Annotated in this window: 18 protein-coding genes; 7 read left to right on the top strand and 11 right to left on the bottom strand. The window is 72.6% G+C overall.

Features of this window, described 5'->3' with window-relative positions; genetic code table 11:
* Positions 1 to 161: 161 nt before the first annotated feature.
* Positions 162 to 353 carry a hypothetical protein gene (locus QSK36_RS00855; protein WP_182902567.1) on the top strand — a complete coding sequence of 64 codons (192 nt, stop codon included), beginning with the start codon at positions 162 to 164 and terminating at the stop codon, positions 351 to 353.
* Between the two features lie 225 nt (positions 354 to 578).
* Positions 579 to 2081, top strand: coding sequence for a hypothetical protein (locus tag QSK36_RS00850; protein WP_183544579.1), 1503 nt, complete (start codon positions 579 to 581; stop codon positions 2079 to 2081).
* A 116-nt stretch (positions 2082 to 2197) separates the two neighbouring features.
* On the opposite strand, the gene QSK36_RS00845 is transcribed toward QSK36_RS00850, so the two are convergent.
* The 3 genes from QSK36_RS00845 to QSK36_RS00835 form a co-directional block, all read right to left on the bottom strand.
* Positions 2198 to 3901, bottom strand: coding sequence for an ABC transporter family substrate-binding protein (locus QSK36_RS00845; protein WP_285780982.1), 1704 nt, complete (start codon positions 3899 to 3901; stop codon positions 2198 to 2200).
* 100 nt (positions 3902 to 4001) lie between these two features.
* Positions 4002 to 6278: an AAA family ATPase gene (locus tag QSK36_RS00840; RefSeq protein ID WP_502883272.1), complete on the bottom strand. Its 2277-nt coding sequence runs from the start codon at positions 6276 to 6278 to the stop codon at positions 4002 to 4004.
* Between the two features lie 196 nt (positions 6279 to 6474).
* Positions 6475 to 8379, bottom strand: coding sequence for a CHAT domain-containing protein (locus QSK36_RS00835; protein WP_285780980.1), 1905 nt, complete (start codon positions 8377 to 8379; stop codon positions 6475 to 6477).
* A 222-nt stretch (positions 8380 to 8601) separates the two neighbouring features.
* Here QSK36_RS00835 and QSK36_RS00830 point away from each other — a divergent pair, with 222 nt between their 5' ends.
* Both QSK36_RS00830 and QSK36_RS00825 read left to right on the top strand, forming a co-directional pair.
* Positions 8602 to 10191, top strand: a complete 1590-nt coding sequence (locus QSK36_RS00830; protein ID WP_183544003.1) for an MFS transporter — start codon at positions 8602 to 8604, stop codon at positions 10189 to 10191.
* Positions 10192 to 10266: 75 nt separating this feature from the next.
* Complete coding sequence (locus tag QSK36_RS00825) at positions 10267 to 11040, top strand: DoxX family protein (RefSeq protein WP_285780979.1); 774 nt, start codon at positions 10267 to 10269, stop codon at positions 11038 to 11040.
* 69 nt (positions 11041 to 11109) lie between these two features.
* On the opposite strand, the gene QSK36_RS00820 is transcribed toward QSK36_RS00825, so the two are convergent.
* Entirely contained in the window at positions 11110 to 12045 is a 936-nt protein-coding gene (locus QSK36_RS00820) for a DMT family transporter (protein WP_183544007.1), read from the bottom strand.
* 83 nt (positions 12046 to 12128) lie between these two features.
* Positions 12129 to 13511 (bottom strand): sensor histidine kinase, encoded by a 1383-nt coding sequence (locus QSK36_RS00815; protein WP_285780978.1) that lies wholly within the window; start codon positions 13509 to 13511, stop codon positions 12129 to 12131.
* Positions 13512 to 13703: 192 nt separating this feature from the next.
* On the opposite strand from QSK36_RS00815, the gene QSK36_RS00810 reads away from it, so the two are divergent.
* The gene (locus QSK36_RS00810; RefSeq protein ID WP_183544009.1) at positions 13704 to 14726 is read left to right on the top strand and encodes an isopenicillin N synthase family dioxygenase; all 1023 of its coding nucleotides are present in this window, start codon (positions 13704 to 13706) and stop codon (positions 14724 to 14726) included.
* 34 nt (positions 14727 to 14760) lie between these two features.
* Positions 14761 to 15891 carry a low temperature requirement protein A gene (locus tag QSK36_RS00805; protein WP_285780977.1) on the top strand — a complete coding sequence of 377 codons (1131 nt, stop codon included), beginning with the start codon at positions 14761 to 14763 and terminating at the stop codon, positions 15889 to 15891.
* A gap of 31 nt (positions 15892 to 15922) precedes the next feature.
* Here the strand turns inward: QSK36_RS00805 and QSK36_RS00800 are convergent, their stop codons facing one another.
* The 5 genes from QSK36_RS00800 to QSK36_RS00780 form a co-directional block, all read right to left on the bottom strand.
* On the bottom strand, positions 15923 to 17206 hold the full coding sequence (locus QSK36_RS00800) for a GH1 family beta-glucosidase (RefSeq protein ID WP_183544013.1): 1284 nt from the start codon (positions 17204 to 17206) through the stop codon (positions 15923 to 15925).
* A complete protein-coding gene (locus QSK36_RS00795) occupies positions 17203 to 18210 on the bottom strand; it encodes a LacI family DNA-binding transcriptional regulator (RefSeq protein ID WP_183544585.1) in 1008 nt (335 codons plus the stop codon). The genes QSK36_RS00800 and QSK36_RS00795 overlap by 4 nt, the downstream gene beginning before the upstream one ends.
* Positions 18201 to 21041: a glycoside hydrolase family 3 protein gene (locus QSK36_RS00790; protein WP_285780976.1), complete on the bottom strand. Its 2841-nt coding sequence runs from the start codon at positions 21039 to 21041 to the stop codon at positions 18201 to 18203. Before QSK36_RS00790 ends, QSK36_RS00795 begins: the two co-directional genes overlap by 10 nt.
* 330 nt (positions 21042 to 21371) lie before the next feature.
* Positions 21372 to 22289, bottom strand: a complete 918-nt coding sequence (locus QSK36_RS00785) for a TolB family protein (protein ID WP_285780975.1) — start codon at positions 22287 to 22289, stop codon at positions 21372 to 21374.
* A 173-nt stretch (positions 22290 to 22462) separates the two neighbouring features.
* The gene (locus tag QSK36_RS00780) at positions 22463 to 23674 is read right to left on the bottom strand and encodes an ROK family transcriptional regulator (protein ID WP_285780974.1); all 1212 of its coding nucleotides are present in this window, start codon (positions 23672 to 23674) and stop codon (positions 22463 to 22465) included.
* Between the two features lie 425 nt (positions 23675 to 24099).
* Here QSK36_RS00780 and QSK36_RS00775 point away from each other — a divergent pair, with 425 nt between their 5' ends.
* Complete coding sequence (locus QSK36_RS00775; protein WP_139576358.1) at positions 24100 to 24435, top strand: hypothetical protein; 336 nt, start codon at positions 24100 to 24102, stop codon at positions 24433 to 24435.
* A gap of 72 nt (positions 24436 to 24507) precedes the next feature.
* Here the strand turns inward: QSK36_RS00775 and QSK36_RS00770 are convergent, their stop codons facing one another.
* Positions 24508 to 24762 carry a metallothionein gene (locus tag QSK36_RS00770; protein WP_139576357.1) on the bottom strand — a complete coding sequence of 85 codons (255 nt, stop codon included), beginning with the start codon at positions 24760 to 24762 and terminating at the stop codon, positions 24508 to 24510.
* Positions 24763 to 24798 lie beyond the last annotated feature (36 nt).

Here is a 24798-nt window from a genome sequence, read left to right as displayed (position 1 = left end):
GTCAGCTTCCCACGCGGCAGCCCGCGAAGGGTTGACACCGCCGGGGAAAGAGGTGAAATAAGGGGCGGCAGGTCCCCATTCAGCGAGGAATGCAGTCCATGCCCATACTCGCAACACGAATCAGTGGCGGCCCATCACCGGAGCCGGGTCTTCGTGAACCGGTGGAAATCGTGACCCGCCGGCTGGCCGCGGAATTCCTGACCGTCCCCCTGTCCGCAGTCGCCCGCTGCGTCGCCGACGCCTGGGCCTGCGGCGAGCACCTGGGGCTCGACGTCACTCCGGAGATCGTCGAGCGGGTCGCCCGGGAGCGCCTCCTGGGTATGGTGAACTCGGCGCCGCCTTCCCGGAGGTGACGCGCCGTACGGCGGTCGCCCGGCGGTCGCCCCGGCCCGTACCCGTACGGCGGGGAAGGCTGGAGCGGCAGATAACGGGGAAGTCACCGGGCCGTGTTCCTGATGCCCTTCGCGGCGGGAATGCGAGAAGGTGGTCACCGTGAGCGAGCGGAGCGAGATCTCGTGAGTCGCCGGCGCCGACGTGACCCCCGGGAGACCCGGCCGCCGGACGACGTGTTCGCGGAGATGCTGCTGGCGGCCAGGGAGCTGCTCGCCGTGCGCAGCCCGCTCGACGCCGAGCTCATGGTCTCCGACATGCTCGGCGCGTGGTGGGGCAGGCGGCTGCGTGGCGGCGACGTCGAGCAGATCCTCGGCGAGGGCCTGGTGGACTACGCGGCCAAGGCCGGCACGCCGGCCGCGCTCACCCTGCTCATCTCCGTCGCCTACCTCGGCACCGCCCGCCAGGCGGCCAAGGCGGAGGGCGCGGCGCTCGCGCTGATGGAGTCGGACGTCGCCCGGCCCCGCTGGGCGGACCGCGTCGGCGCCGTCAAGCCGACCGGCTGCTACGTCTCCAGGGACGTGTACGGCGACCAGGACACCGTGGTGTGCACGTTCGCCTACAACGGCGAGGACAGGCACGCGCTGGTCGTGGTCGTCGACTACAACATGGGCGGCATGGCCCGCGACGCCTGGGTGTCGTCGCAGGTCGACAAGCTGCTGGAGCAGGCCAGGCTGGAGGCCGCGGGCAACGCGCTGCTGCGGTTCGAGGAGCTGGAGCCGCAGCAGGCGCGGGCGCTGCTCGAATTCGCGATGAAGGCGGCCCGGGCCGCCGCGCACGGCCGTACGGGCCCGAAGCTGGTGAGCGACAGCTACAGCGCCTACCACGCGTTCGCGCGGGCGCGCGTCAAGGCGCTGCCGCCCGGGCGGATGCGGCCCGCTCCCGCGCATACCGAGGCCCCCTACAGCCGCGACCGCCGCGCGATGCTGGCGGCCGAGTTCCTCGCCTCGGACGCGGCGGAGAACCTGTCGGACCCCTCGGCCGCGTCCCGGTGCGCCGACCACATCATCGACTACGGCTGCGACCAGGACTTCGGCCGGCCGATGCGGGTGAGCCCGACCAAGTGCGAGACTTTCCTGCTCGACTGGCTGCCGCGCAAGGTCCTGCTCACCCCGGCGGAGCAGGACGCGATGCCGCACGTGCTGTCGGCGTGGGTTCGTTTCGCCGGCCCCCGGATCGGGCTGCCCGACGAGGGCGTGCGGGCGACGCTCGACGCGGTCTGGGAGGCGACGGCCCGCTTCACCGAGGCGTATCGGGACCCGGCCACCTTCGGGCTGGACCGCTCTCTCGTGGAACGGCTGCTGCCCGACGGCGACCTGTCCGCGCTGGCCCGGCGCGCGTTCGCGTTCCCCCTGCTGCAGGGCATGCGCGGCTCGACCAACCTCGACCTGCTGAACCCGGCGGACGAGGCCGACCGGCGCATCCTGCTGGAGATCGACCACGCCGACGAGCTCGGCCGTACGGACCTGGAGGAGCACCTCGCCTGGCACGAGGAGATCGCGAGCCGGTTGTGGGTCGGCGACCCGCCGCAGCTGTGGGAGGCCGCCCAGCGCCTGATCGACCTGGGGCACGACCGCCACGACGTGCTGCACGTCCTCATCGAGATCGCCGAGCGGATCGGCGACCATCCGGACGAGCTGGCCGCCGCCCTGGACGACATCGCCGACATCCCGGACGAACCTCCCACCTGACGCCGGGAACTCCTCCCCCTGCGGCAGGATGGGCACGGCGGCGCCGCTGATCATCCGCTGCACCTGCGCGGCGCCGGTCCGGACCGGCTCGCCGGCGGCGGCCCGCCGGCGGCCGTTCAGGAGGCGTAGCCGATGTCCTCATACCTGAGGTCGAAGAACCCGTTGGCCCCGATGTTGGTCAGCGCGGACCGCACGGCCACGCCCTGCGGGCACTGGTAGAGCGGCAGCACGTTGACCTTCTTCCACACCAGCCGGTCGGCCTCGTTCAGCAGACCGGGCACCTTGTCGGGGTCGAGCGTGCTGCCGGCGCGGTACATGGCCTCGTCGATCTGCTTGCTCCCGCTGCGCCCGAGGTTGGAGTACCACTCGATGTCGTCGCCCCGGCCGCCGCTCTCGCCGTCCGCGTAGATGTCGAAGGCGCTCGACACCGGGAACGGCGTGCTCGGATAGGCGAAGGCGGTGATGTCGAAGTCGCCGGGGATGAGGTGCTTGCCGAAGAAGTCGTCGAAGGACACCTTTCGCACGTCGACCCGGATGCCCACGCGCTCGAGCATCTGCCGGGCGACGTCGGCCTCGACGCCGCTCATGACGATGCCGTCGGGGACGACGAAGCGCAGCGTGAGCGGTTTGCCGTTCTTCACGCGGGTCTTGCCCGACAGCTTCCACCCCGCCTGGTCGAGCAGCCGCCCGGCGCGCTTCGGGTCGTACCCGCCGAGCTCCCCGGCGTTGGCGTGGTAGCCGTACTGGCTGTTCATGAGGAAGTGGTTGTCCAGCGTCACGGTCGGCCAGCCGAGGCCCTTGAGGTCCACCTGCATGAGACCGCGGCGGTCGAGCGCCGCCGCGACGGCCTCGCGCACCCGCGCGTCGGCCAGGACCGGGCTCTCCCCGTTGAGAGTGAGCTGCCGATACTGGGTGCCCGCGGCCTGCCGGACCACGGCGTCCCAGGCCTCCCTGACCCTCGCGTAGTCGTCGGGGGACGGGCCCACCTCGAAGACGTCCACATCTCCCTTGGTGAACGCGTGGACCATCTGGTCGGGACGCACGGTCCGGAACTCGATGGTGTCCAGCTTGGCCCGGTTGCCCCACCAGGCGGGGTTGCGAGTGAGCGTGACCGTCCTGCCCTTGACGTCGAGGCGCTCCACGCGGAACGGTCCCGCGGTCACCGGGATGCGGTTGATCCAGTCGGCGTTGAACGCCGCCGCGGTCGCGTCGGTGGTGCTGGGATACAGCGGCGTGAACAGGGACTGCCACTCGTTGAACGGCTGGGCGAGGGTGACCACCACCTCGCGGTCGCTCGCCCCCCTGGCCACGCTCTGGATGTTCTCGTACGCGATGGTCGAGTCGACCCGGTAGTCCCGGTCGCGGCCGCTCATGGCCTTCCACTGCGTGGCGAAGTCCGTCCAGGTGATCGGCCTGCCGTCCGACCACTTCGCCTTGGGGTTGATGGAGTAGGTGATGACCTGCCGGGGGGAGGTCGCGGTGATCCTGGCGTTGGTCACGTAGTCGGTGTCGAGGGTCAGCCGCCCCCGCTCGTCGGACCGGAACGTGCGGGGCATCAGCGCGTCTGTGACCGCCTTGACGGCGGTGCTGTCGCCGTCGACGTGGTTGCGGTTCCACTGTGTCGGGAAGTCGGTGAGCCCCCACCGGAGCGTGCCGCCGTCCTTGACCTTGTCGCGGGCCAGCGGGTTGATGTCGTACGCCTTGACCGGGGAGGGGGCGAGCCCGCTGTCCGGTTCACCCGGCCCCCGCTGCACGCCGCAGGCACCGGCGGCCCACAGAGCGGCCAGTGTGGCCAGGGCAACCGGCCATCGTGCTCTCACGTGCTTCTCCGATCCTCCAGCTACCATCCGCAGTCGATTAGTAGCAGGAAGTGACGGCCTGCGGCCATCGGGACACGCGTCCGGGGGGTTTCCTACGACATCAGGACAACTCGTCTACCGCGCTGCGGACGTCCTCGCTGATGATCGTCGTCAGCTCGGCGGCGTTCGCCGACCCCTGCTCGGCGAGCCGGACGTCGCGCCGCAGCGCCGCCCGCTCGTACAGCGACCGCGCGAAGCGGCCGTTGCCCAGCCCGTCGATGAGCCTCTCGCGGCAGACCCAGTCGAAGACGTCGGCGAGATCGCGGGCGGCGGAGGCGTCGAACCTGTCGCCGCTCCCGGCGGCCAGCAGCTGCGCGATCTCGGTCAGCTCCGACGGCCTGTAGGAGGGGAACGACACGCGCTGATTGAACCGGGAGGCCAGGCCGGGGTTGGTCGCCAGGAACGCGTCCATCTCGCGCTCGTAGCCGGCCAGGATGATGACCACGCGGTCGCGGTCGTCCTCGGCGCGCTTCAGCAGGGTCTGCACCGCCTCGGCCCCGAAGGCGTCGCCCCCCGAGTAGCCGGTGTTGACCAGGCCGTAGGCCTCGTCGATGAACAGCACCCCGCCGAGCGCCCGGTCGACCAGCTCGTTCGTCTTGATCGCGGTGGCGCCGAGGTGCTGGCCGACCAGGTCGGCCCGCGACGCCTCGACCACGTCGGGCCGGGCCAGCAGGCCCAGCGCGGAGAAGATCCGGCCGAGGATGCGCGCGACGGTCGTCTTGCCGGTGCCCGGAGGGCCGACGAACACGAAGTGCCGCATCTGCGACTGGACCGGCAGGCCCTGCTCCTGGCGCATCCTGGCCACCTTGAGCTGGGCGGTGATCGCGTGGACCTGCCGCTTGACCGGCTCGAGTCCGGCCATCCTGTCGAGGTCCGCGAGCGCCTCGTCCAGGGTCGGGGTGACCTGGTAGCCGCGGTATCGCGCGGTGATCTCGTTGAACGCCTTGGTCACGTCGTCGGCGGTGATGGTGACCAGGTCCTCGCCGCGCGGCGCCCCGCCCGCGCTCACCACGCGGACGTCGCGGGCCTGCGCCGCGGCCTCGGCGAGGCTGCGGGCGAAGCGGGCGTTGCCGAGGTCGTCGACGAGCCCGCGGCGCTCCACGTCCTCGAACAGCCGGCGCAGCACGGGACGGGCCTCGGGGGCGAGCAGGTCTCCCCGGCGCTGCTGCAGCGCCTCGGTGATCTCCAGCAGTTCCGCGGGGCTGTAGCTGGGGAAGCGCACCCGGGTGGCGAAGCGGCTCGACAGCCCCGGGTTGGACGCCAGGAAGTCGTTCGTCTCCCGCTCGTAGCCGGCCAGGATGACGATGAGCCGGTCACGGTCGTCCTCGGCCCGCTTGAGCAGCGTCTGCACGGCCTCCGCGCCGAACCGGTCGGGCTGGCCGTCGCCCGAGTTGATGAGGCTGTAGGCCTCGTCCACGAACAGGACGCCGCCGAGCGCGCGGTCGATCAGCTCGTTGGTCTTGATCGCCGTGGCCCCCAGGTACTCCCCCACGAGGTCGGCCCGCTGCGCCTCGACCACGAACGGCGTCTCCAGCAGCCCGAACGCGTAGAAGATCTTGGCGAGTGACCTGGCGACGCTGGTCTTGCCGGTTCCGGGAGGGCCGACGAACACGAAGTGGCGCATCGGCCGCTCGTTGGCGTAGCCCGCCTCCCTGCGCAGCCGGGCCGCCTCGATCGACGCGGCGATGGCGCGCACCTGTTCCTTGACCGGTTCGAGGCCGATCATGGACTCCAACTCCGCGAGCGCCTGCTCGACCGTGATGGGCGGCGGAGCGCCGGTCTCGGCCGTGGCGGGCTGGTGGCTGCCCGCCCTGGCGCGCACCTGCACCTGGGTCTCCGCGCCCGCCGCCTCCCGCTCCGCCTCCGCACGCACCTTCCTGGCCAGCACCAGGCGGAAGAGGAGCAGCGCGGCGGCGACGCCGTACGCGCCCCACAGGGCGGCGGACGGCGACAGCGGCGACAGCGACAGCGCGACGACCCCGGCGGGCGCGAGGGACATCAGCGTCGTCAGCCACGGCGGGACCCACCGGATCAGGTGTGCCGCGCCGCCGGTCAGCGCGCCCAGCAGCATCAGCAGGCCGGGCACGATCGACTGCCCGCCGAACACGCCCATGAACAGCGGCAGCAGCAGACCCCACCCGGCGAGCACGAGCACGGTCGCGGCGGCGCGCGGATAGCTGAGCGCCAGCGCGAGGAAGCACAGTGCCAGGAACGTGTAGATGAACGTGGGCGCCAGCGACCAGTTGAGCGCCGCGGCCACTCCCATGGTGGCGACGAGCAGCACCACGAACAGCGCGCGTCGCGCGAATGGCGGAAGTTGGAAATAGCGGAAACGCACCTGTTCGAACAGATCACGTGCCGCAGTCCGGCTTAAGAGGCTCGCCGCCCGTGCCCTGTCGGAGTCCCGCATCGACGCCTCCCCGCTTCGACCCCGGTTATACCGCACGTGCGAACGGAATGGGTGGACCCATGCGGCGCGGTGGACGACGCACGTCGCCGGAACGGGTCGCCCGCCCGAGTTGCGCGGTTCGCGGCTACCGGGTGCGGGCCTGGTGGCGTCCGGGGTACTCGCGCATCAGAACCTGCCGCGGCGTGACCCGCAGCACGTCGTCGTCCGGCACGGCGACGCCCCGTACCTCTGCCCAGAATCGCGGATCTCCCACGAAGAGGACCACGCGCGGATCGCGCCGCACCGCGTCCCACGCCTCGTCGCCGGCGATGAGGCGGAACTCGCCCGCCGGGGTCACCGAGGTCACGGCGCTCACCGCGAGCGCGCGCGGGCCGTCCGCCCCGGTGCAGGCGAGGACCACGTTCCTGGAGTAGGCCGCGGCGTGCCGCACCTCCTCGCTGAGACCGGCCGAGGGGGTCAGGTCGCCGGGGATCCGCGTGCCGCGCGACTCGGACGGCACGAGTGAGGCGCGCCACGGGCCCGGCCCGCCGCGCCACCAGGCCCGTGTGGCGCGCACCGCGAAGGCCGCCGCCCCGAGCGCCAGCGCGCCCCAGGCACAGCGCCACAGGGCCACGACGGCGGGGTCCGGCCCCGCGAGGGCCCACGCCGCACCCGCGCCGGCGGCGCAGAGGGCCGCGACGGCCGGAGCGGCGAGCGCCGCGGCGAGCCACCGGTCGCGCGACCGTGGCGCGCCCGTCGTCCGCACCCGCAGCAGCCCCGCCGGGACCGCCAGGCACGCGACGGCGGCGAGGGGCGCGCCGGTCAGGAAGGGCACCAGCATGAGCGCCGCGGCCGCCTGCCACGCGCGGGCCGCGACGATCCAGAACGCGACGGCGATGTCGCGCGTCGCCGCCCGGTCGGCCGCCGCGATCCTGTCCCGATCGGCGGCGCCCGGACCGGACGGCACGGGCGGCACGGGCGGCACGGGCAGCGCGGCGGCGAACCGCCTCAGCGCGGCGACCGGGCGTCCCCTCCACGTCTCGGCCAGGAGCCTGAAGGCGAGCGCCGCGGCGGGGTTCAGGAGCACCAGCCCGGTCGCCCCCGCCCAGACCTCGCCCACCTCCTGCAGCGAACCCGGCCTCGGCTCCGGCAGCGTGGCCAGCCCCGCCACGTACGCCGCCGGGGTGAGCAGCCCGAGCGCGACCGACATGCCGAGCCGCAGGTCGCGCCGGAGCATGCCGGGAACGTAGGCCCAGGCGCCCACGCGCGCGGCCTGCCGGACGCAGACCACGAGGACGGCCGCGAGCGCCAGCGCGCCGCCGATCCGCGCCTCCTCGTGCATGCCGGGGAGCTGCCGGTGCGTGCCGGGGAGAAGGCCCAGGCCGGGCAGCACGACGGCCGCGCAGATCCCGGCCGTCGCGACCGCGAGGATCACGCGCACCTGCCGCGACCAGGTCTCAAGGGCGCGCCGCGCCCGGCCGGTGTCGCGCGGGTCGGCCTCCCATGCGGGGTCGTGGTGATCACGCGGCCGCTGCCAGCGCAGCAGCGTGAGGCCGAGGTTCACCCACGCCGCCGGGTGGTCCCGGCGCCTGCGCAGCGCCGCGCCGTACGCCCGGGCCGCCCCGTCGTGGTCGCCGCGCAGCAGCGCGAGGTCGCCGCACAGCACGTGCGGGTCGGGCTCGTCGGGGGCGAACCGGACGGCACGCCGGGCCTCCGCCCACGCCTCCCGCCACCGTCCGGGGATCCGCCGCAGCGCGCTCGCGAGCCGCAGCCGCGCCGCCCAGGAGCCGGGCGCGAGCCGTACGGCCTCCCGCGCCGCAGCGACCGCCTCGGTGTCGCGGCCGAGACGCTCCAGGGCCGCGCCGGCCAGGCGATGCCCCCATTCGTCCTGCGGATCGCAGCCGATCGCCTGGCGCGCCGCTTCCAGCGCCGCCTCCGGCTGGTCGTGCGACAGCCGGGCCACCGCGACGGCGCACCAGGCGCGGGGGTCGGCGCGGTCGAGCGGGGGCGGCACCGGGGACGCATCACATCCGTCGATATCGCTCCCCACGACCGCATGATCCGTTGGGTTCGGCCGCTTGCCTAGACGCGGGATATATACCTATGGCTCTCTAGAGAGGCGGATTGCTCCACTTGATCACCTGCGGTGATACGGATCCGGCGATTTGTTCCCGACATCACCGGAAGGGCTGAGAGATCCGCTTCTCATGGCCTAAGCTGCCACGCATGTTCCAGCGGGCCGGGATTTTGGGGCAGGAGCACTGAACGGACGATGATCATGGTTTCGGTCGAGTCCGTCACCGTCCGTGCCGCAGGTGCCCTGCGGGAGCACCGCGCGAGCCGGTGGTCGGTGCTCGTGCTCCTGTGTTTCAGCCTGCTCCTCATCGCGGTCGACGCGACCGTGCTGCACATCGCCGTCCCGGCGCTCACCGCGGCCCTGGAGCCGTCGTCCGTGCAGCTCCTGTGGATCATCGACAGCTACTCGCTGGTCGTCGCGCCGCTGCTGGTGACGTTCGGCACGCTGGGCGACAGGTATGGCAGGCGGCCCTTCGTGCTGGGCGGCTACGTGGTGTTCGGCCTGGCCTCGCTGTCGGCCGCGTTCGCCGCGACCCCGCTCGCGCTCATCGTCTCGCGGGCCTTCCTCGGCGTCGGCGGCGCGATGATCATGCCGGCGACGCTCTCGATCATCCGGCAGGTGTTCACCGACCGGCGCGAGCGGGCGATCGCGCTCGGCGTGTGGAGCGCCGTCGCCGCCGCGGGAGCGGCCGTCGGGCCGCTGATCGGCGGGGTTCTCGTCGAGCACCTGTGGTGGGGCGCGGTCTTCCTCATCAACGTGCCGCTGCTGCTGGTCGCGTTGCCGCTCGCCGTACGGATCCTGCCGGCGTCGCCTCGGCGGGCCGACCATCCGTGGGACGCGCTGAGCGCGGCGCTGTCCACCCTGGGCATTCTGGCCGTCGCGTTCGGGCTGAAGGAGGCGGGGTCGGGGCACACCTTGGGCCGCGGGCTCTCGCTGGCCGTGCTCCTGGCCGGCGTCGCGCTGCTCGTCTGGTTCGTGCGGCGGCAGCGGCGGCTGCCGTTCCCCCTGCTCGACATCGGGCTGTTCGCCCAGCGCGGCTTCGCGACCGGCGTCGGCTGCGTGTTGCTGGCCATCTTCGCGCTGGTCGGGCTGGAGCTCATGCTGGCGCAGTATCTCCAGCTCGTGCTGGGGCTGTCTCCCCTGGAGGCCGCCGTGCGGATGCTGCCGCTCATGGTCGCGGCCATCGCGGGCGGCCTGGCCGCCGCGCACGTGCTGGGGCGCGTCGGGCTGCGCGCGACGGTCGGCGGCGGCCTCGCCCTGACCGCGCTGTCCCTCACCCCGGTGCTGACCTGGGGCACCGAGCAGCATCCGGTGATGCTGGCGGTCTGCTTCGTGGGAATCGGCTTCGGCGTCGAGGTCGCCCTGCTGGCGGCGTCTGACACGATCATGGCCACCGTGCCGGAGTCGCGGGCCGGCGGCGCGGCCGCGATCGAGGAGACGGCCTACGAGCTGGGGGCGGGCCTCGGCATCGCCGTCCTCGGGACGATCACCACGATCGTGTACGCCCCCTCCCTCACGACCGTCCCGGGGATCCCGGCCGGGCTCATGGCGCAGGCGCGTGAGTCCCTGGCCGCGGCCGCGCACGTTGCCGACGAGACCGGCGCGACCGGAGCCGCGCTGCTGGACGCCGCCCGCGCGGCCTTCGTCACCGCCCTGCATTCCACCATCGTCGTGAGCGTGGCGCTGCTCGCGCTCACCGCGCTGGCCGTGGCCCTGCTGCTCCCCCGCCACGTTCCCACCCCCGCGAGCGCCGACGCCGAGGAGTCCGGCGGCGTACGGACCTGAGCCGGCCGCACGCATGACGGCGGCGCAGGCGGGGAAGTGTCCGGGCAAGTCACCCCCCACCCAGAGTGAGAAGCCGTGAAGAGAACCCTGCACGACTTAGCCTCGCTGGCCGCCCGCATGGGCGTCGGCGGGATCTTCTTCGCCAACGGCTGGCAGAAGCTCGAAGCCGGCCTCAACGCCACCGCCGACCAGTTCACCGCGCTCCAGGCTCCGCTGCCCCACGTGTGGGCGCCGGTGACCATGCTGACCGAGCTGGTGGGCGGCGCGCTGCTGATCGCGGGCCTCGCCGTGCCGGTCGTCGGGCTGCTGCTGTTCGCCGAGGCCCTCGCGGTGTTCGTGGTCACGGCCGGGGACAGCGGCCTGCCGCTCACCGGAGGCGACATCGAACTGATCGTGGCCCTCGGGGCCGCCTCCGTGCTGCTGGCCGTCACCGGCGCGGGCCGGATCTCGGTCGACCACATGGTGGTCATCAAACGGCGCGAGGCCGAGGCGGCCGGGGAGTTCGCGGCCGAGGCGGAGGCCGACGCGGTCATCGCGGCGCTGCGCCCGCCACGGCCAGGCGAACCGGGCGCGGGCGAATCCCCGGCCAGGCCCGCCCCGCCCGGGCCCGCTTCCGGCGAACGGCAGCCCACGCCCGCCCCCTCCACCGGGTCGTCCGGATCGCCGGAGCCGCCCCCGGCGGACGGCGCGAGTGCGGGCTCCACCGCCGCCGGGACGGCCGCGGAGCGGCCCGGCGACGAGGCTCCGGCGACGACCACGGTACGCAAGGCCGCGCCCCGGCAGCGGCGTACGCGGCGGGAGGACGACACGACCACGGAGAGCCGGGCCGAGGCGCCCCCGGCCCGCTGAGCGGGGAACCACGCCGTACGGGCCAGGCGTGCGAGCCAGGCCACGCGAGCCAGGCCACGCGGGTCGGGCTCAGGCCGCGGCGTCGGTCTCGGCGGGGACGGCGGGCGGTGGAGCGGTACGCCCCGCGCGGCGCCGGGGGACCATCCCCTGGATCACGGCGATGCCCAGCAGCACCACCAGCGCTCCGGCGGGCTGGTTCCAGGTCAGGTGCTCGCCGAGGAAGACCACGCCGGAGGCGGCGGCGAACACCGGGATCAGGTAGGTCACGGCCGATCCGGTCGTCACCCCGACCTGCCTCTGGATCCCGTACAGCAGCAGGTAGGCGATGCCGGTGCCGAACGCGCCGAGGGCGACGATGCTGCCCCAGACCGTGAGCGGGGCGTCGAGCTCGACCAGGCTCACCCCGGCGAGCGGCGTGATCACCGCGAGTTCGGCCGTACCGGCGACCAGTTGCGCGGCCGCCAGCACGATGGGCTCCTCCCCGCGCGGGATGATGAACCTGCCCATGTACGCCCCGCCGACGCCGTAGCAGGCGGCCGCGCCGAAGCAGGCCAGGCTGCCGACGGCCTCGCCGCCGGAGATCGGCTGCCACACGCCCAGCACCACCATGACCCCGGCGAAGCCGAGGCCGAGCCCGGTCGCCCTGGTGGCCGTCGCCTTCTCGCTGCGCAGCAGCAGCGCGAAGAGCAGCGTGCACAGCGGCGTCGTGGCGTTCCAGATCGCCGCGAGGACCGAGGAGACGTGCTGCTCGCCGTACCCGAAGAGGGTGAACGGCACCGTGGTCAGCACGATCGAGGCGACCGCGAAGTGGCCCCACAGGCGGGGGTCGCGGGGCAGCCGGCGGCCGGTCGCGAGCACGGCGACGAGCAGGGTCAGCGCGCCGACGGCCATCCGGCCGAAGGAGATCTGGAGTGGATGGAGGCTCCCGAGCGCCACCTTGATGAAGAAGAAGCTGTTTCCCCAGATGAGCGCCAACAGGATGAAAGACGGGAGCCACCGTCGCATACGCGTATTCCCTCCGATTTTGTGCCGGTAAGGAGCGTAGTGCGGCGTGGCACCTTAGCGGGAGCGGTTTTCCGACCTGGAGGTCAGGGCTCCCGGGAGAGCGGCAGGCGCAGGAGGAAGCGCGCGCCGCGCGGGCTGTCCATGATCGTCAGGGTGCCGCCGTGACTCTCGGCGATCTGCCGGGCGATGGGCAGGCCCAGGCCCGCGCCCCCGATGTTCCTGCTTCGGGCCGTGTCGAGCCGGGTGAACCGCTGGAAGACGTGCTCCCGCTGGTCACGCGCGATCCCCGCGCCGTCGTCGAGCACTTCGAGCACGGCCAGACCGGAACGGAACCGGGGGTCGCCGTCGGGCGGGTCCTCGCGCCGCACCTCCAGCCGTACGGTGGTGGCGGCGTGCCTCTCGGCGTTGTCGAGCAGGTTGGTGACCAGGCGGCCCAGCCGGATGCGGTCCCCTCGGACGACCACACCGGGAGTCAGCTGCGAGACGACCCTCCTGACCGGGCGGCGGGTGTCCAGCTCCGCGGCCACGAGCCGGCCGAGGTCCAGCGGCTCGCGCTCGCAGGGCGCGCCCGCGTCGAGACGAGCCAGCGTCAGCAGGTCGGCGGCGATCGCCTGGAGCCGTTCGAGGCTCTTCAGCACGGCGGGCCCGATCTCCCGCAGGTCGGACTCCTGCGGGGCGAGCAGCGCGTCCTCCACCTGCGCGCGGATCGCGGTGATAGGGCTGCGCAGCTCGTGGGACGCGTCGGAGGTGAAGCGCCGTTGCTGTTCGAGCGTCTCCTCCAGCCGGTCCAGTGTGTAGTTGACACTCTGCGCGAGGTCGTGGATCTCCCCCTTGGCCTCGGGGACCGGCACCCGCCGCCCGAGGTCCGAAACGTTGATCTCGTCGAGCTCGGCCGTGATGGCCCGCACCGGCACGAGCGCCCGCTTCACGCTGCGCCGGGTGCCGTACGCGACGGCGGCCGTGACGAGCGCCGATCCCACGGCCAGACCGGCCACCAGGGCCGGCGGCGGATCGAACGCCTGGACCGGCGCGGCGCTGTAGACGGTCCAGTCTCCGTCGTCGCGGTAGACCTGCTGCGCGACCACGATGTGACACCCGTCCGCGCCGAAGACGCCGCCGCAGACCTCCCGCGTGGCCTTGCGGGTCGGCGCCTGAGGACGGAAGGTCGCCATGGCCGGCTTTCCGGCCATGGCCGGCGTCGCCGCACGCACCCTGCCCTGCGGGTCCACCACCTGGACGGACCGGTCTCGCCCGCCGGGGGGCAGCACGCTCCCCGCCTGTCCGTGGTCCACGAGGTAGGCGACCCGGCCGCCGTCCGCCGTCGCCTCTCGCAGGAGGTTCTCCCGGGCCGCCGCGTGCAGCGACCACACCAGGACGACCGAGAACGCGGCACACAGCAGGGCGACCACCGTGCCGGTGAACAGCGCGATGCGACTCCTGACCGACCAACGATCCCCGAAACCCACGTGATCGCCCACCTACGACGTGGTCCTACTGACCGTGCGTAAGAAATCTACTCTTCAGGGCGTTATTAACCGGTAACGGGACAAGCTGGACGAGATGGTCCTGTCGGGCCGAAATACCGACACGCGCAACACGATCGGCAAGCAGGTAAAGGAGCCTTCCGGACGGCCCTCCCGGATGGTGGGATATGAGGTATGAACGCCGCCGGACCACTGCCGGTAATCGACGTCGCCGCCCTCACCGGCCCCGGGACCGGCCCCGGAGCAGGCCGGGAGCGCGCCGAGGTCGCGCGCCGGATCAAGGCCGCCTGCCTGGACAGCGGTTTCTTCTACATCAGCGGCCACGGGGTGCCCGAGGCTCTGATCGCGGAGCTGAAGGACGCCGCGGCGCGCTTCTTCCGGTTGCCCGAGGAGCACAAGTCGCGTATCTCCATGGACCGGAGCGGGCGGGCCTGGCGCGGATATTTCCCCGTGGGCGGCGAGCTCACCTCCGGCCGGCCCGACCTCAAGGAGGGCCTCTATTTCGGCGCCGAGCTCGGCCACGACGATCCCCGGCCGCTGCACGGGCGCAACCTCTTCCCCGAGGAGGTGCCCGAACTGCGCCGGGCCGTGCCGGCGTACATGGACGCCCTCACCCACGTGGGGCAGGCGGTCATGCGGGGCGTGGCGCTGAGCCTGGGGCTCGACGAGGACTACTTCGCCGCCGGCTACACGGCCACGCCCACGACCCTGTTCCGGATCTTCCACTATCCGCCCCCGCCGCACGCCGATCCGGACGAGTGGGGGGTCGGCGAGCACACCGACTACGGCCTGCTGACTCTGCTGCTCCAGGACGACAATCCCGGCCTCCAGGTGCACACCGCCCGCGGCTGGATCGAGGCGCCGCCCATCCCGGGCACGCTGGTCTGCAACATCGGCGACATGCTCGACAAGCTGACCGGCGGCCTGTATCGGTCGACCCCGCACCGCGTGCGCAACGCCACGGGCCGCGGCAGGCTGTCCTTCCCCTTCTTCTTCGACCCCGGCTGGGACTGCGAGGTGCCGCCGCTGCCCTCCCTGCCCGCCCGCGAGGGGGGCCGCGCCCGCTGGGACGGCCTGGACCTGCGGGCCTTCACCGGCACGTACGGCGACTATCTGACCGCGAAGGTCGCCAAGGTGTTCCCGGGACTCGGCGGCCGGGTGCTGCCGCCGACCTCCGGAGCACGTGAAAACGTGTAATCAAGAAAGCAGTGCAACCGGCACAATATTCGCCATGCATCTCCCCCGCTGGTTCGCCGAGCGCGTCGAACCGACCGCTCCGGACGCCGAGTTACGCGTCTCCACGATCGAGCTCTTCTTCGACCTCGTCTTCGTCTTCACGATCACGCAGCTCACGTCGCTGCTGGTGGGCGATTTCACCCGCCAGGACGAAGATGGGTTCGCCGGCCAGGGCACCGTGCAGGCGATCCTGATCTTCGGTCTGCTCTGGTGGATGTACTCCGGCTACGCCTGGCTCACCAACACCGTGCCGCCGGAGCGCGCGGCCCGGCGGGTGCTGATCCTGTGCGGCATGGCCGGATTCCTGATCATGGCCCTGGCCATCCCGCGCACCTTCTCGGGCAGCGGCGTGGCGTTCGCCGTCGGCTACCTCGTCATCGTGCTCGTCCACGGCGGGCTCTACCTGCAGGCGACGGCCGCGATCGCGCGGGTCGTGCCGTTCAACCTGGCCGCGACCGCGCTCGTCTTCGCCGCCGCCTTCGCCGACCCGCCGTGGAACTACGCGCTGTGGACGGCGGCCCTCGTGCTGATCTGGATGAGCCCGATCTTCATCGGGCAGAAGGGCTTCCCCCTGCACCCGGCGCACATCGTCGAGCGGCACGGCCTGCTGGTGATCATCGTGCTGGGCGAGTCGATCGTGGCGATCGGCATCGGGGCGACCGACGGTCACCCGGGGGCGGCGTTGATCGTCGCGGCCCTGCTGGGCCTCGCCCTCACTGCGTCGCTGTGGTGGGTGTACTTCGGACGCGGCGAGAGCGGGCCCGAGCACGCGCTGATGCGGGCCGAGGTCGTCCAGCGGACGCGGCTCATCCTGGGCGCGTACTTCTACGCCCACATCCCGATCCTGCTCGGGGTCGTCGCGACGGCGGCCGGGATCAAGAAGGCCGTCGGCCACGACCATCTCGGCCTCGGCCCCGCCGTCGCGCTGGCCGGGGGAACCGCGCTGTTCCTGCTCGGCGACCTGTGGTTCCGCCGGGTGCTCGGGCCGGGACGGACCGCCGTGCGGGTCGCCGCGGCGCTGCTGGCCGCGGCGACCGTCCCGATCGGCCTGTGGTCGTCGGCCGCCCACCTCGGCGCGCTGGTCGTCCTGCTGGTCGTGATGATCTGCGTGGAAACCGTCCTGTAGGGGCGGGGCTGCCCCAGTCCACTCAGTCCGCTCAGTCCGCCAGGCCGTTCCCGGCGATCACCTCGCGATACCAGCGGGCGCTGTCGCGCGGCGTGCGCTCCAGCGTGTCGTAGTCGACGCGGACGAGCCCGAACCGCTTGTGGTAGCCCCGGGCCCACTCGAAGTTGTCCATCAGCGACCACACGAAGTAGCCGCGCAGGTCGGCGCCCCGGTCCATGGCCGACCGGGCGGCGCGGAAGTGGGCGTCGAGATAGGAGATCCGGCCGGGGTCGGACACCCCGTCGGGAACGGCGGCCCCGTTCTCCGTGATCATCAAGGGCGTGCCGGGGTAGTCGCGCGCCAGCCGTACGAGCAGGTCCTCAAGCCCGGCCGGGTTGATCTCCCAGTCCATCTCGGTGACCTCGCCGTGCGGGTCCTCCCAGGCGATGCCCTCGCTGCCGGGATACTCCGGATGGCCCTCGGACGAGGGGTCGGCGACGACCCGGTTGACCGTGTAGTAGTTGACGCCGAGCACGTCGATCGGCTGCGCGATCGTCGGCAGGTCGTCCAGGTTGACCTTGGTGAAACGTTCCAGGTGGGCGAGGACGTCCGCGGGGTACTCGCCACGCAGCACGGGGTCGAGGAAGAGCCGGTTCGCCAGCCCGTCGATCAGGCGGGCCGGCTCGGGGTCGCCGAGGATCGGCGTCAGGTTCAGCGTCAGCGAGACGGACTCCGCGCCCCCCGCCCGCAGCGCCTGCACGGCCAGGCCGTGCCCGAGCATCAGGTGGTGGGCGGCGGTGAACGCGGCGGCCGGGTCGGTCACCCCGGGCGCGTGCCGGCCCGATCCGTGCCCGACGAACGCCGACACCCAGGGCTCGTTGAGCGTCGTCCAGACGCTGACGCGGTCGCCCAGGCGCCGGTGCACGGCGGCGGCGTAGTCGGCGAACCGGAAGGCCGTCTCACGGTTGGTCCAGCCGCCCGTGTCCTGCAGCGTCTGCGGGAGGTCCCAGTGGTAGAGCGTCGCGACGGGCGTGATGCCCTTGGCGAGCAGGGCGTCGACGAGCCGGTCGTAGAAGCTCAGGTCGGCGAGGCGCGGCCAGGCCACCGAGAACCGGTAGGCCTTCAGCCCCAGCCACGCCATGATCTCGACGTCCTCGAGATAGCGGTTGTAGTGGTCGCAGGCCACGTCGCCGGTGTGGCCGTCGGCGACCATGCCGGGGGTGTGGGAGAAGGTGTCCCAGATCGAGGGGACGCGGCCGTCGGTGTGGACCGCTCCCTCGATCTGGTACGACGCGGTCGCGGCCCCCCACAGGAAGCCGTCGGGAAATGAGATCATCGTGAACTTTCGCGAATCGTCAGCCGAGGTTCGAGGAGCGTCGACTCCGGGACGGCCTGGCCCTCCAGCTTGGCCATGAGCAGCCGGACCGCCTGCCTGCCGACGTCCTCGGCGGGAATGAGCACGGAGGTCAGCGCGGGGCTGGCCCGTTCGGCGATGTCGTCCGGGCAGATCGCCACCACCGAGACGTCCTCGGGCACCCGCCTGCCGAGGATCCGCAACGCCCCCAGCACGTGGCCGGCGGCCGCCTCGTTGTGCACGACGAGCCCGGACAGCTCCGGCCGCTCGTCGAGCAGCAGCTTCACGGCGGCGTGGACCTCGTCGAACGACTCCTCGCAGGGCCGCGCGTCGGCCTCGAGCCCGTGCCGCCGGGCCGCCTCGACGTAACCCGCCATCGTGCGCTCGGCGAACCCCGTGCCGCGCTCGTAGACCACGCGCGGCGCGCCCAGCAGCGCGATCTCGCGATGCCCGAGATCGGCCAGGTGGTCGGCGCACAGCGCCCCGGCGCGGGCGAAGTCGAGGTCGACGCAGGTCAGCCCTTCGGGGTCGGCCGGGAAACCGATCAGCACGCTCGGCTCGGCGAGCTTGCGCAGCAGCGGCACCCGGGGGTCGTGGATCTCCACGTCCATCAGCAGCAGCCCGTCGACCAGCGCGCTGGCCGCCACCCGGTGCAGCCCGTCCGCCCCCTCGTCGGCCGTCATGAGCAGCACGTCGTGGTCGTACTGGCGGGCCGTGGTGACGACCGAGGTCGCGAACTGCATGAGGACCGGCAGGTTCATGCCGGCCCGCAGCGGCAGCACCAGCGCGATGACCTTCGCACGCTTGCTCGCCAGGGCGCGGGCGCCGGCGTTGGGGTGGTAACCGAGGACCCGCACGCTGTCCAGGACCCGCTGCCGGGTGGTCGCCGATATCGCCCGCTTGCCGCTCAGCACGTACGAGACCGTGGAGACGGCGACCCCCGCGTGCTTGGCGACGTCGGCGATCGTCACGGTCCTCACGGGCAGAACCCCAACGCGCTCACCGTGACCCCCTCGCTCTCGTACACCACATAAAGATCGCGCACTCCGGCGGCTCCCGCCAGAGGAGTGCTCACCTCGACGAAATCGTGCCTGGTCGCCGTGGGCGGGACGCTGACCGCGCCCGCGACCTCGCCGGTCAGGGGGTCGTCGAGCCGCAGCGTGACCACCCCTCCCTCGTCGCTCGACACCGCCAGGACGCACGCCGACAGGCCCCCATCGGCGATATCCCCGCCGAAATCCCCTCCGCCGAAAGCACAGTCGCGGAAGGCGATCCACGCCCCCGGTCCCGTGGAGCGGACCGCGTCGCCGGAGTCGAGAGCGGCGTCGCACAGCACCACACCGTCGTACTCGTCGTGATCGGCCGCGTCCAGTGGCCCCGAGGTCAGATCGCGCGGCGGGATGCGCTCGCCCCGCACCCGGAACGGCACGCACAGCCGGATGTCCCCCGCCGAGGCGCCCACCTGCGCCTTGTGCGCGGCCTCCTCGACCACGAACCTGCCGCGCGTCACGTCCCAGAAGGCCAGGTCGCCGACCGGCACGTCCACCGACACCGTGCGGCTCTCGCCCGGCGCGAGCCGCACCTTGACGAAACCGCGCAACTGGCGCAGCGGCTGCTTGACCCGGGAGCGCCGCTGGTGGGTGTAGAACTGCACGACCTCCTCCCCCTCGCGCTCACCCGCGTTCGTCACGGTCACCCGGACGGTCAGCGTGTCGTCCTCGGCGAGGTCGGCCGACGACAGCTCCAGATCGGAGTAGGCGAAGCGGGTGTAGCTCAGGCCGTGCCCGAACGGATAGAGCGGCCGGCCGCGATAGTAGAGGTAGGTGGCGTCGGAGGCGATGATGTCGTAGTCGAGCAGGTCGGGCAGCTCGGCGGCCGAGCGGTACCACGTCTGGGTGAGGCGGCCGCCCGGGTCGTCGTCGCCGAGCAGCACGCCGGCGAGCGCGTGGCCGTACTCCTGGCCGCCGTGGGCCGACCAGACGATCGCGGGCAGGTGCTCCTGCGCCCAGGTCACCGCGAACGGGTAGCCGCTGGAGACCACGAGCACGGTGGCCGGGTTGGCCGCGTGGACAGCCTTCAGCAGGGCCTCCTGCCGCTCGGGCAGCGCCAGCGTCGTGCGGTCCTCGGTCTCGCGGCCGTTCACCAGCGGGTGGTCGCCGAGCACGACGATCGCGACGTCCGCGCGGGCCGCCGCCTCCGCGGCGCGGGCCGCGCCGCTCTCGACCGGCTCCACGGACAGCACGGACGCGGCGTCGGGGTCGTCGGTCGTGCGCACGACGCCGTCGGCCACGGTGACGTAGCGGCCGGAGGAGATGTTGCGCAGCACCACGCCCCTCGGCCGCTCCTCGATCCGGAAGGTCTGGCGCACCTCCCAGCCGTTCGGCCCGGGCTGGTCGTTGGCCAGCACGCCGTCCTCGCCCGCCGACACGTGCCGCCCGTTCGCGCAGGACCGGAACGCGAACGCGCCGCCGCCCCAGTCGAACACGTCGAAGCAGGAGCGTTCGCTCCCCACGTACAGCGGACCGCCGGCGGGGTCGGCGGACGCGCCGACGTACCCGCCCTCGGTGCGCAGCGCCACCCGGTCGGCGCCCTCGCAGTAGACGGTCTCGCACCGCTCGGCGAGCCCCGCCAGGGCCGTGACCTGGTAGGGCAGCGTGCCGCTGTACCAGTCCTCGAACAACGCGTCGGCCAGCGGGCCGATCACCGCGACCGTGCGCGGGGCGGCCAGCGGAAGCAGGCCGTCGTTCTTCAGCAGGGTGATCGACTGGCGGGCCGCCTCCCGCGCGAGCCGCTGGTGCTCGGGGCTGTTGACGACGTCGTGGGTGATGTCGTCGTACGGCGTGGCGGGGTCGAACTCGCCGAGCCGCACCCGGATCGACAGCGCGTGCCGGGCGGCGGCGTCGATGTCGGCCTCGGTCAGCAGGCCGCGGTCGAGCGCGGTCCTGACGTGGCCCAGGGTGGCGGCGGTGTCCGCGTCGTCCTGTGTGAAGCTGTCCAGTCCGGCCTTGATCGCGTGCGCGTACGCCTCGGGCAGGTCCTTGTGGTAGCCCTGCAGCCCGGCGAGGTTTCCCGGCGCGTACGCGTCGCTGACCACGAGGATGTCGTCGGGCGCCCACGTGCGCAGGTGGCTGCCGATCAGCGGCGACAGGTGGGCCGGACGGCCGTTGACGAGGTTGTACGACGGCATGACGGCCACCGCGGCCCCCGACTCGACAGCCGGCCGGAACGCCTTGAGCTCGTATTCGTGCAGCACCCGCGGCGGCAGCCCGCTGGAGGTCACGCACCGGTCGGTCTCGTTGTTGTAGCCGAGGAAATGCTTCAGCGTGGGCGCCGTCTTCAGCACGGCGTGGCCGCCGCGCAGGCCGCGGGCGTAGGCCGTGCCCATCACCCCGGTCAGCCAGGGGTCCTCGGAGTAGCCCTCCTCGTTGCGGCCCCAGCGCGGGTCGCGCAGCGGGTTGACCACCGGCGCCCAGACGTTGCGGCCCACGCTCTGCGGATCCTTGTGGTGGAAGGCCATGACCTCGTCGCCTGTCGCCTCCCCCACCTGGCGGACCAGGTCCGGGTTCCAGGTGCTGGCCAGGCCGACGGCCTGGGGGAACACGGTGGCGGGGCCATGCCAGGCCAGGCCGTGCAGGGCCTCGGTGCCGGTGCGGAAGACCCGCAGGCCGAGCCGTTCCACCGGCGCCTGGTACTGGTGCAGCAGGCCGATCTTCTCGTCGAGTGTGAGCCTGCCGAGCAGGTCGTCCACCCGTTCGGCGGGAGACAGCGCGGGGTTCCGGAATGCCGGGTCCTGGTCGTGTCTCGCCGGTTCGTTCATCTGGAGACTCACCCTTCGCGTCGAAGCGCTTCGATGACCTGCCGAAAAAGACGCCCATGAGGGCGTCGCGAGGATCCGCATGTTCGGTTGGAGAAGCGCCGCTGTCGAAGCGCTTCGAAAGCGTTACCGCAAGTTTCTGGCGTGTAAATCCGGGCTTATCCGGAAGAGTGCCCTCATCCTCGGCTCAGGTCAAGACCCTCGCCGGTTTCACCTCGATGTCACATCGAGGCCCACTCCGGCCGTACGCCGGCCGTACGCGAAGGCGGGCGCGGGGCCGGGAGTCCCGGCCGGTCCGCGCCCGCCCTTCCTGCCGATGCCGGGAGCCTCCGGTCAGCCGACGATCTGCAGCAGCGCCTGCTGCCTGGCCGCGCCGGGCTCGGTCAGGCGCTGCACCTGCCTGCCGTTCTTGTCGAGCACGACCAAGGTGTTGGCGGTGCGTCCGGCGACCCGGACGACCAGGCGGCCGTCCCGCAGGTAGAAGGCGCCGATGAGGGAGCCCTTCACCGGGATGGCGACCTTCTTGCCGGTGGCGACGTCGACCACGGCCGGGCGGAAGCCCCCCGGCCAGGAGCCGTCGCCCCCCGGCGCGTTCCTCGACAGCGGCGCCACGACGACCTTCGTGCCGTCGGGCGACAGGCTCTGCACGTGGTTGGCCAGGCCGACGCCCTTGACCTTGATCGCCTTGCCGGTGCTCACGTCGAGGCGGTAGACGCCCTCGGTCGTCCCGGCGTACCCGGCGAGGTAGCGGCCGTCGGCCGACCAGGCGAGGTGGCAGACCCCGAGGGTCGTGCCCGCCTTCCTGCGGCCCTTCCCGTCCGCGCCGACGACCGAGACGGACCCGGCGTCGGAGTCGCCCTTCGCCACGTACGCCACCTGCCCGGAGTCGGGCGACCAGACCGGGGTGAGGCACGGCGCTCCGGCCCCGGCGCCCTTGGCCGCGGTCGTGACCGTGCGGCCGTCCCCGACCCGCACGTACCCGGCGCCGGTGATCCAGGCGAGCTTCCTGCCGTCCGGGGACGCGGAGAACTGGCCCGTCATCGGCATGGCGCCCAGCTTCGTGAAGCCCTTGCCGGGCTCGTAACGGCTGACCGGGTAACCCTTGCCGTACGACAGGTAGACGGCGACCCCGGTGAGGGGCTTCGGCGCGGCGGAGGCCCCGGCCGGAGCGGCGGCGGCCGCGGGGGCGGCCAATGCGGCCGTAAGCGCGGCGGAGAGCGCGGCGGCGGACAGCAGGCGAGTGTTCATCATGTTCCAATTCGTCGACAGTGCGTTGTTCGACGCCTCGCACCCCGGCCGGGTTCGCAGCAATTCGATATCGGTACGCCTGACGCCGGGAACGGCGCGCCGGGCGCATGGGCCGGCCCCGCGCCACAGCCCGGCCGTTCCGGACGGCGGTTCCGGACGGCGACGGGATGAGGGGGTCAGCGCTGCGCGGGCAGGCGGCCGGAGTCGACCGAGTCGAGCACCCGCGCGGCGGCCCCGAGCGCGGCCGCGCCGTATCCGAGCGTGGACACCTCAAGCCGGCAGCCTCCCCCGCCGGGGGCGAGCACCCTGCCGTACATCTCCTCCTCCGCGCACGCGACGAGCCAGGGCGCCAGCGGCACGTAGTAGCCCCCGAGGATCACGACCTCCGGGTTGAGCATGTTGGCCACGGCGGCCATTCCCCTGCCGAGGTGGCGTCCCACGTCCTCCAGGAGCGTGAGGACGTCCCGCTCGCCGTTGCGGGCGCGCCGTACGACCTCGTCGATCTCGAGTTCGAGCTCGGACGGCGAGGCGTCGGGCGCCGTGTGGGCGAGGATCGCGCCGACCCCGGCCACGGCCTCCAGGCAGCCGCGCCGGCCGCACCGGCAGGTGGGCCCGGCGGGATCGAGCTCGATGTGGCCGATCTCGCCGCTGTAGCCCTGCCCGCCCCGCCTGAGCCGGCCGTCCATGACGATGCCCGCGCCCACGCCGACCTCGCCGGTTACGTAAACGAGGTTGGCGGCGTTGCGGTGGGGCCCGAACCGGTGCTCCGCCAGGGCGGCGAGGTTGGCGTCGTTGTCCACGAGCACGGGGAAACCGGGGTCGCGCAGCGCCTTGGTGAGGTCGCCCGCCAGGTCCGCGTCGCGCCAGCCCAGGTTGGGGGCGACCCGCACGGTCCCGTTGACGTCGACCAGACCGGGCACGGCCACGGTCAGGCCGAGCACCTGCCGGGCCTCCTTGGTCATCCGGCTCACGACCCGCCGGGCGAGCGCCGCCATGGCGACGACCGCCTGGCCCGCGCTCGAGGCCCCGCCGGGGAAGGACCGCCGCCAGTTCAGGAGCTCCTCGCCCTTGAGGTCCACCGCGACCGCCGTGATGTAGTCGACGTTGACCTCGATGCCGATCGCGGCGTACGGCGAGCCGTCCAGGACGAGCATGGTGGCGGGCCGGCCGACGCGGTGCTCGGTCAGGCCGGTCTCGCGCAGCAGGCTCCGGTCGATGAGGTCGGCGACCAGGCTGGACACCGTGGCCTTGTTGAGGCCCGTCGAGGCGGCGATGTCGGCACGTGAGCAGGGCGCGTTCTCCCGGACGAACCGCAGCACGACGGCGAGGTTGGTCGCCCGTACGTCGGTGAAGTCGGCCGGCTGTGGCCCGTTGTGCGATGTGATCAATGTCCGCCCCGTTCCCGCTCGGGCTCATCATGCCGCAATTGCGAGCAATTTGACACGACAACGGCGGCCGGAATCGTGGCACGCACGGACGCGCGGACAGCGCCGCGCCCGGCTTGGCACCGGCCACCGGTCCCAGCGCCTCCCGGGTAACCTGGTGGCACTCGCTCCTCCGACATTTGTTTGGCTAAGGAACTAACTAAAAGACTACCGTGCAGCGTCATGCGAATCCAGGGGCAAGCACCCGGGCGAGATGAGCGGGGCGCCGGCGGACCTTCGGCCGGCACGGGAAGTCCACACGCCGCACGTCCGGACGCCCGAACGCCCGGACGCCCGGACGCCCGGACGCCGCAAGCAAACCCCGGAGCAAGCGGAGTGCAAACGGGAATCAACCGCCACAGGCGAGTCTGGGCACTGTGAAGAGGGACATGTCGCATTACCTCGGCGAGTTGCTCGTGTGGGAGATCGAGGACTATCTCCGCGCCCGCTCGGCCCGGCCGCAGCGGGCGCGGGTGGCCCGCATCCGGGTGCCCGACCGGCCGGCGGCCGAGATGGTCGCCGCCGACCTGGAGGCGGGCGGCAGTTTCTACGCCGCTGCGAGGCGTGCCATGGCGCTGGGCATGACCCTGCCGGACGACCTGTTCGGCGTGGTGACCAGGGACGAGCACCCCGAGGTGTTCGAGGCCGTGCCGGGCACCACGCTGCCGCCGAAGCGCGAGGGCGAGGGATTCCTCATCATCCGCCTGGTCGCGTTCGAGTCCTGACGTGCAGCATGAGGGCCTCCCGCGGGTGTGGATCCCGCTCGGAGGCCCTCACGACCGTCAAGGTGACCCGCTCTAGCGGGCGACGGCGCCCGTGACCTCTCTGTCGACAATCCTTGTCGCACCGGATTCCCGGGCGCAGTGCGCGCAGCAGAACCAGCGGCCGTCGAACTCGGAGCCGTGGCCCACGATGCGGCACCCGCAGTGCTCGCACACAGGCGCCATCCGGCTGATAGCGCACTCGAAGCTGTCGAAGACGTGCACCGCCCCCTGGGTGTGCACCTCGAAGGCCATGTCGTAATCGTTGCCGCAGACCTCACAGGTAGCCATGGTTTCCCCCCGTCGACTCGCGGTCGAGGGGGGAAA

Origin of the sequence: Microbispora sp. NBRC 16548, assembly GCF_030268985.1 — a bacterium.
GTDB lineage: Bacteria > Actinomycetota > Actinomycetes > Streptosporangiales > Streptosporangiaceae > Microbispora > Microbispora catharanthi.
The sequence above is the reverse complement of the archived record's forward strand: the minus strand, read 5'-3'. Positions and strand labels throughout refer to the sequence as shown.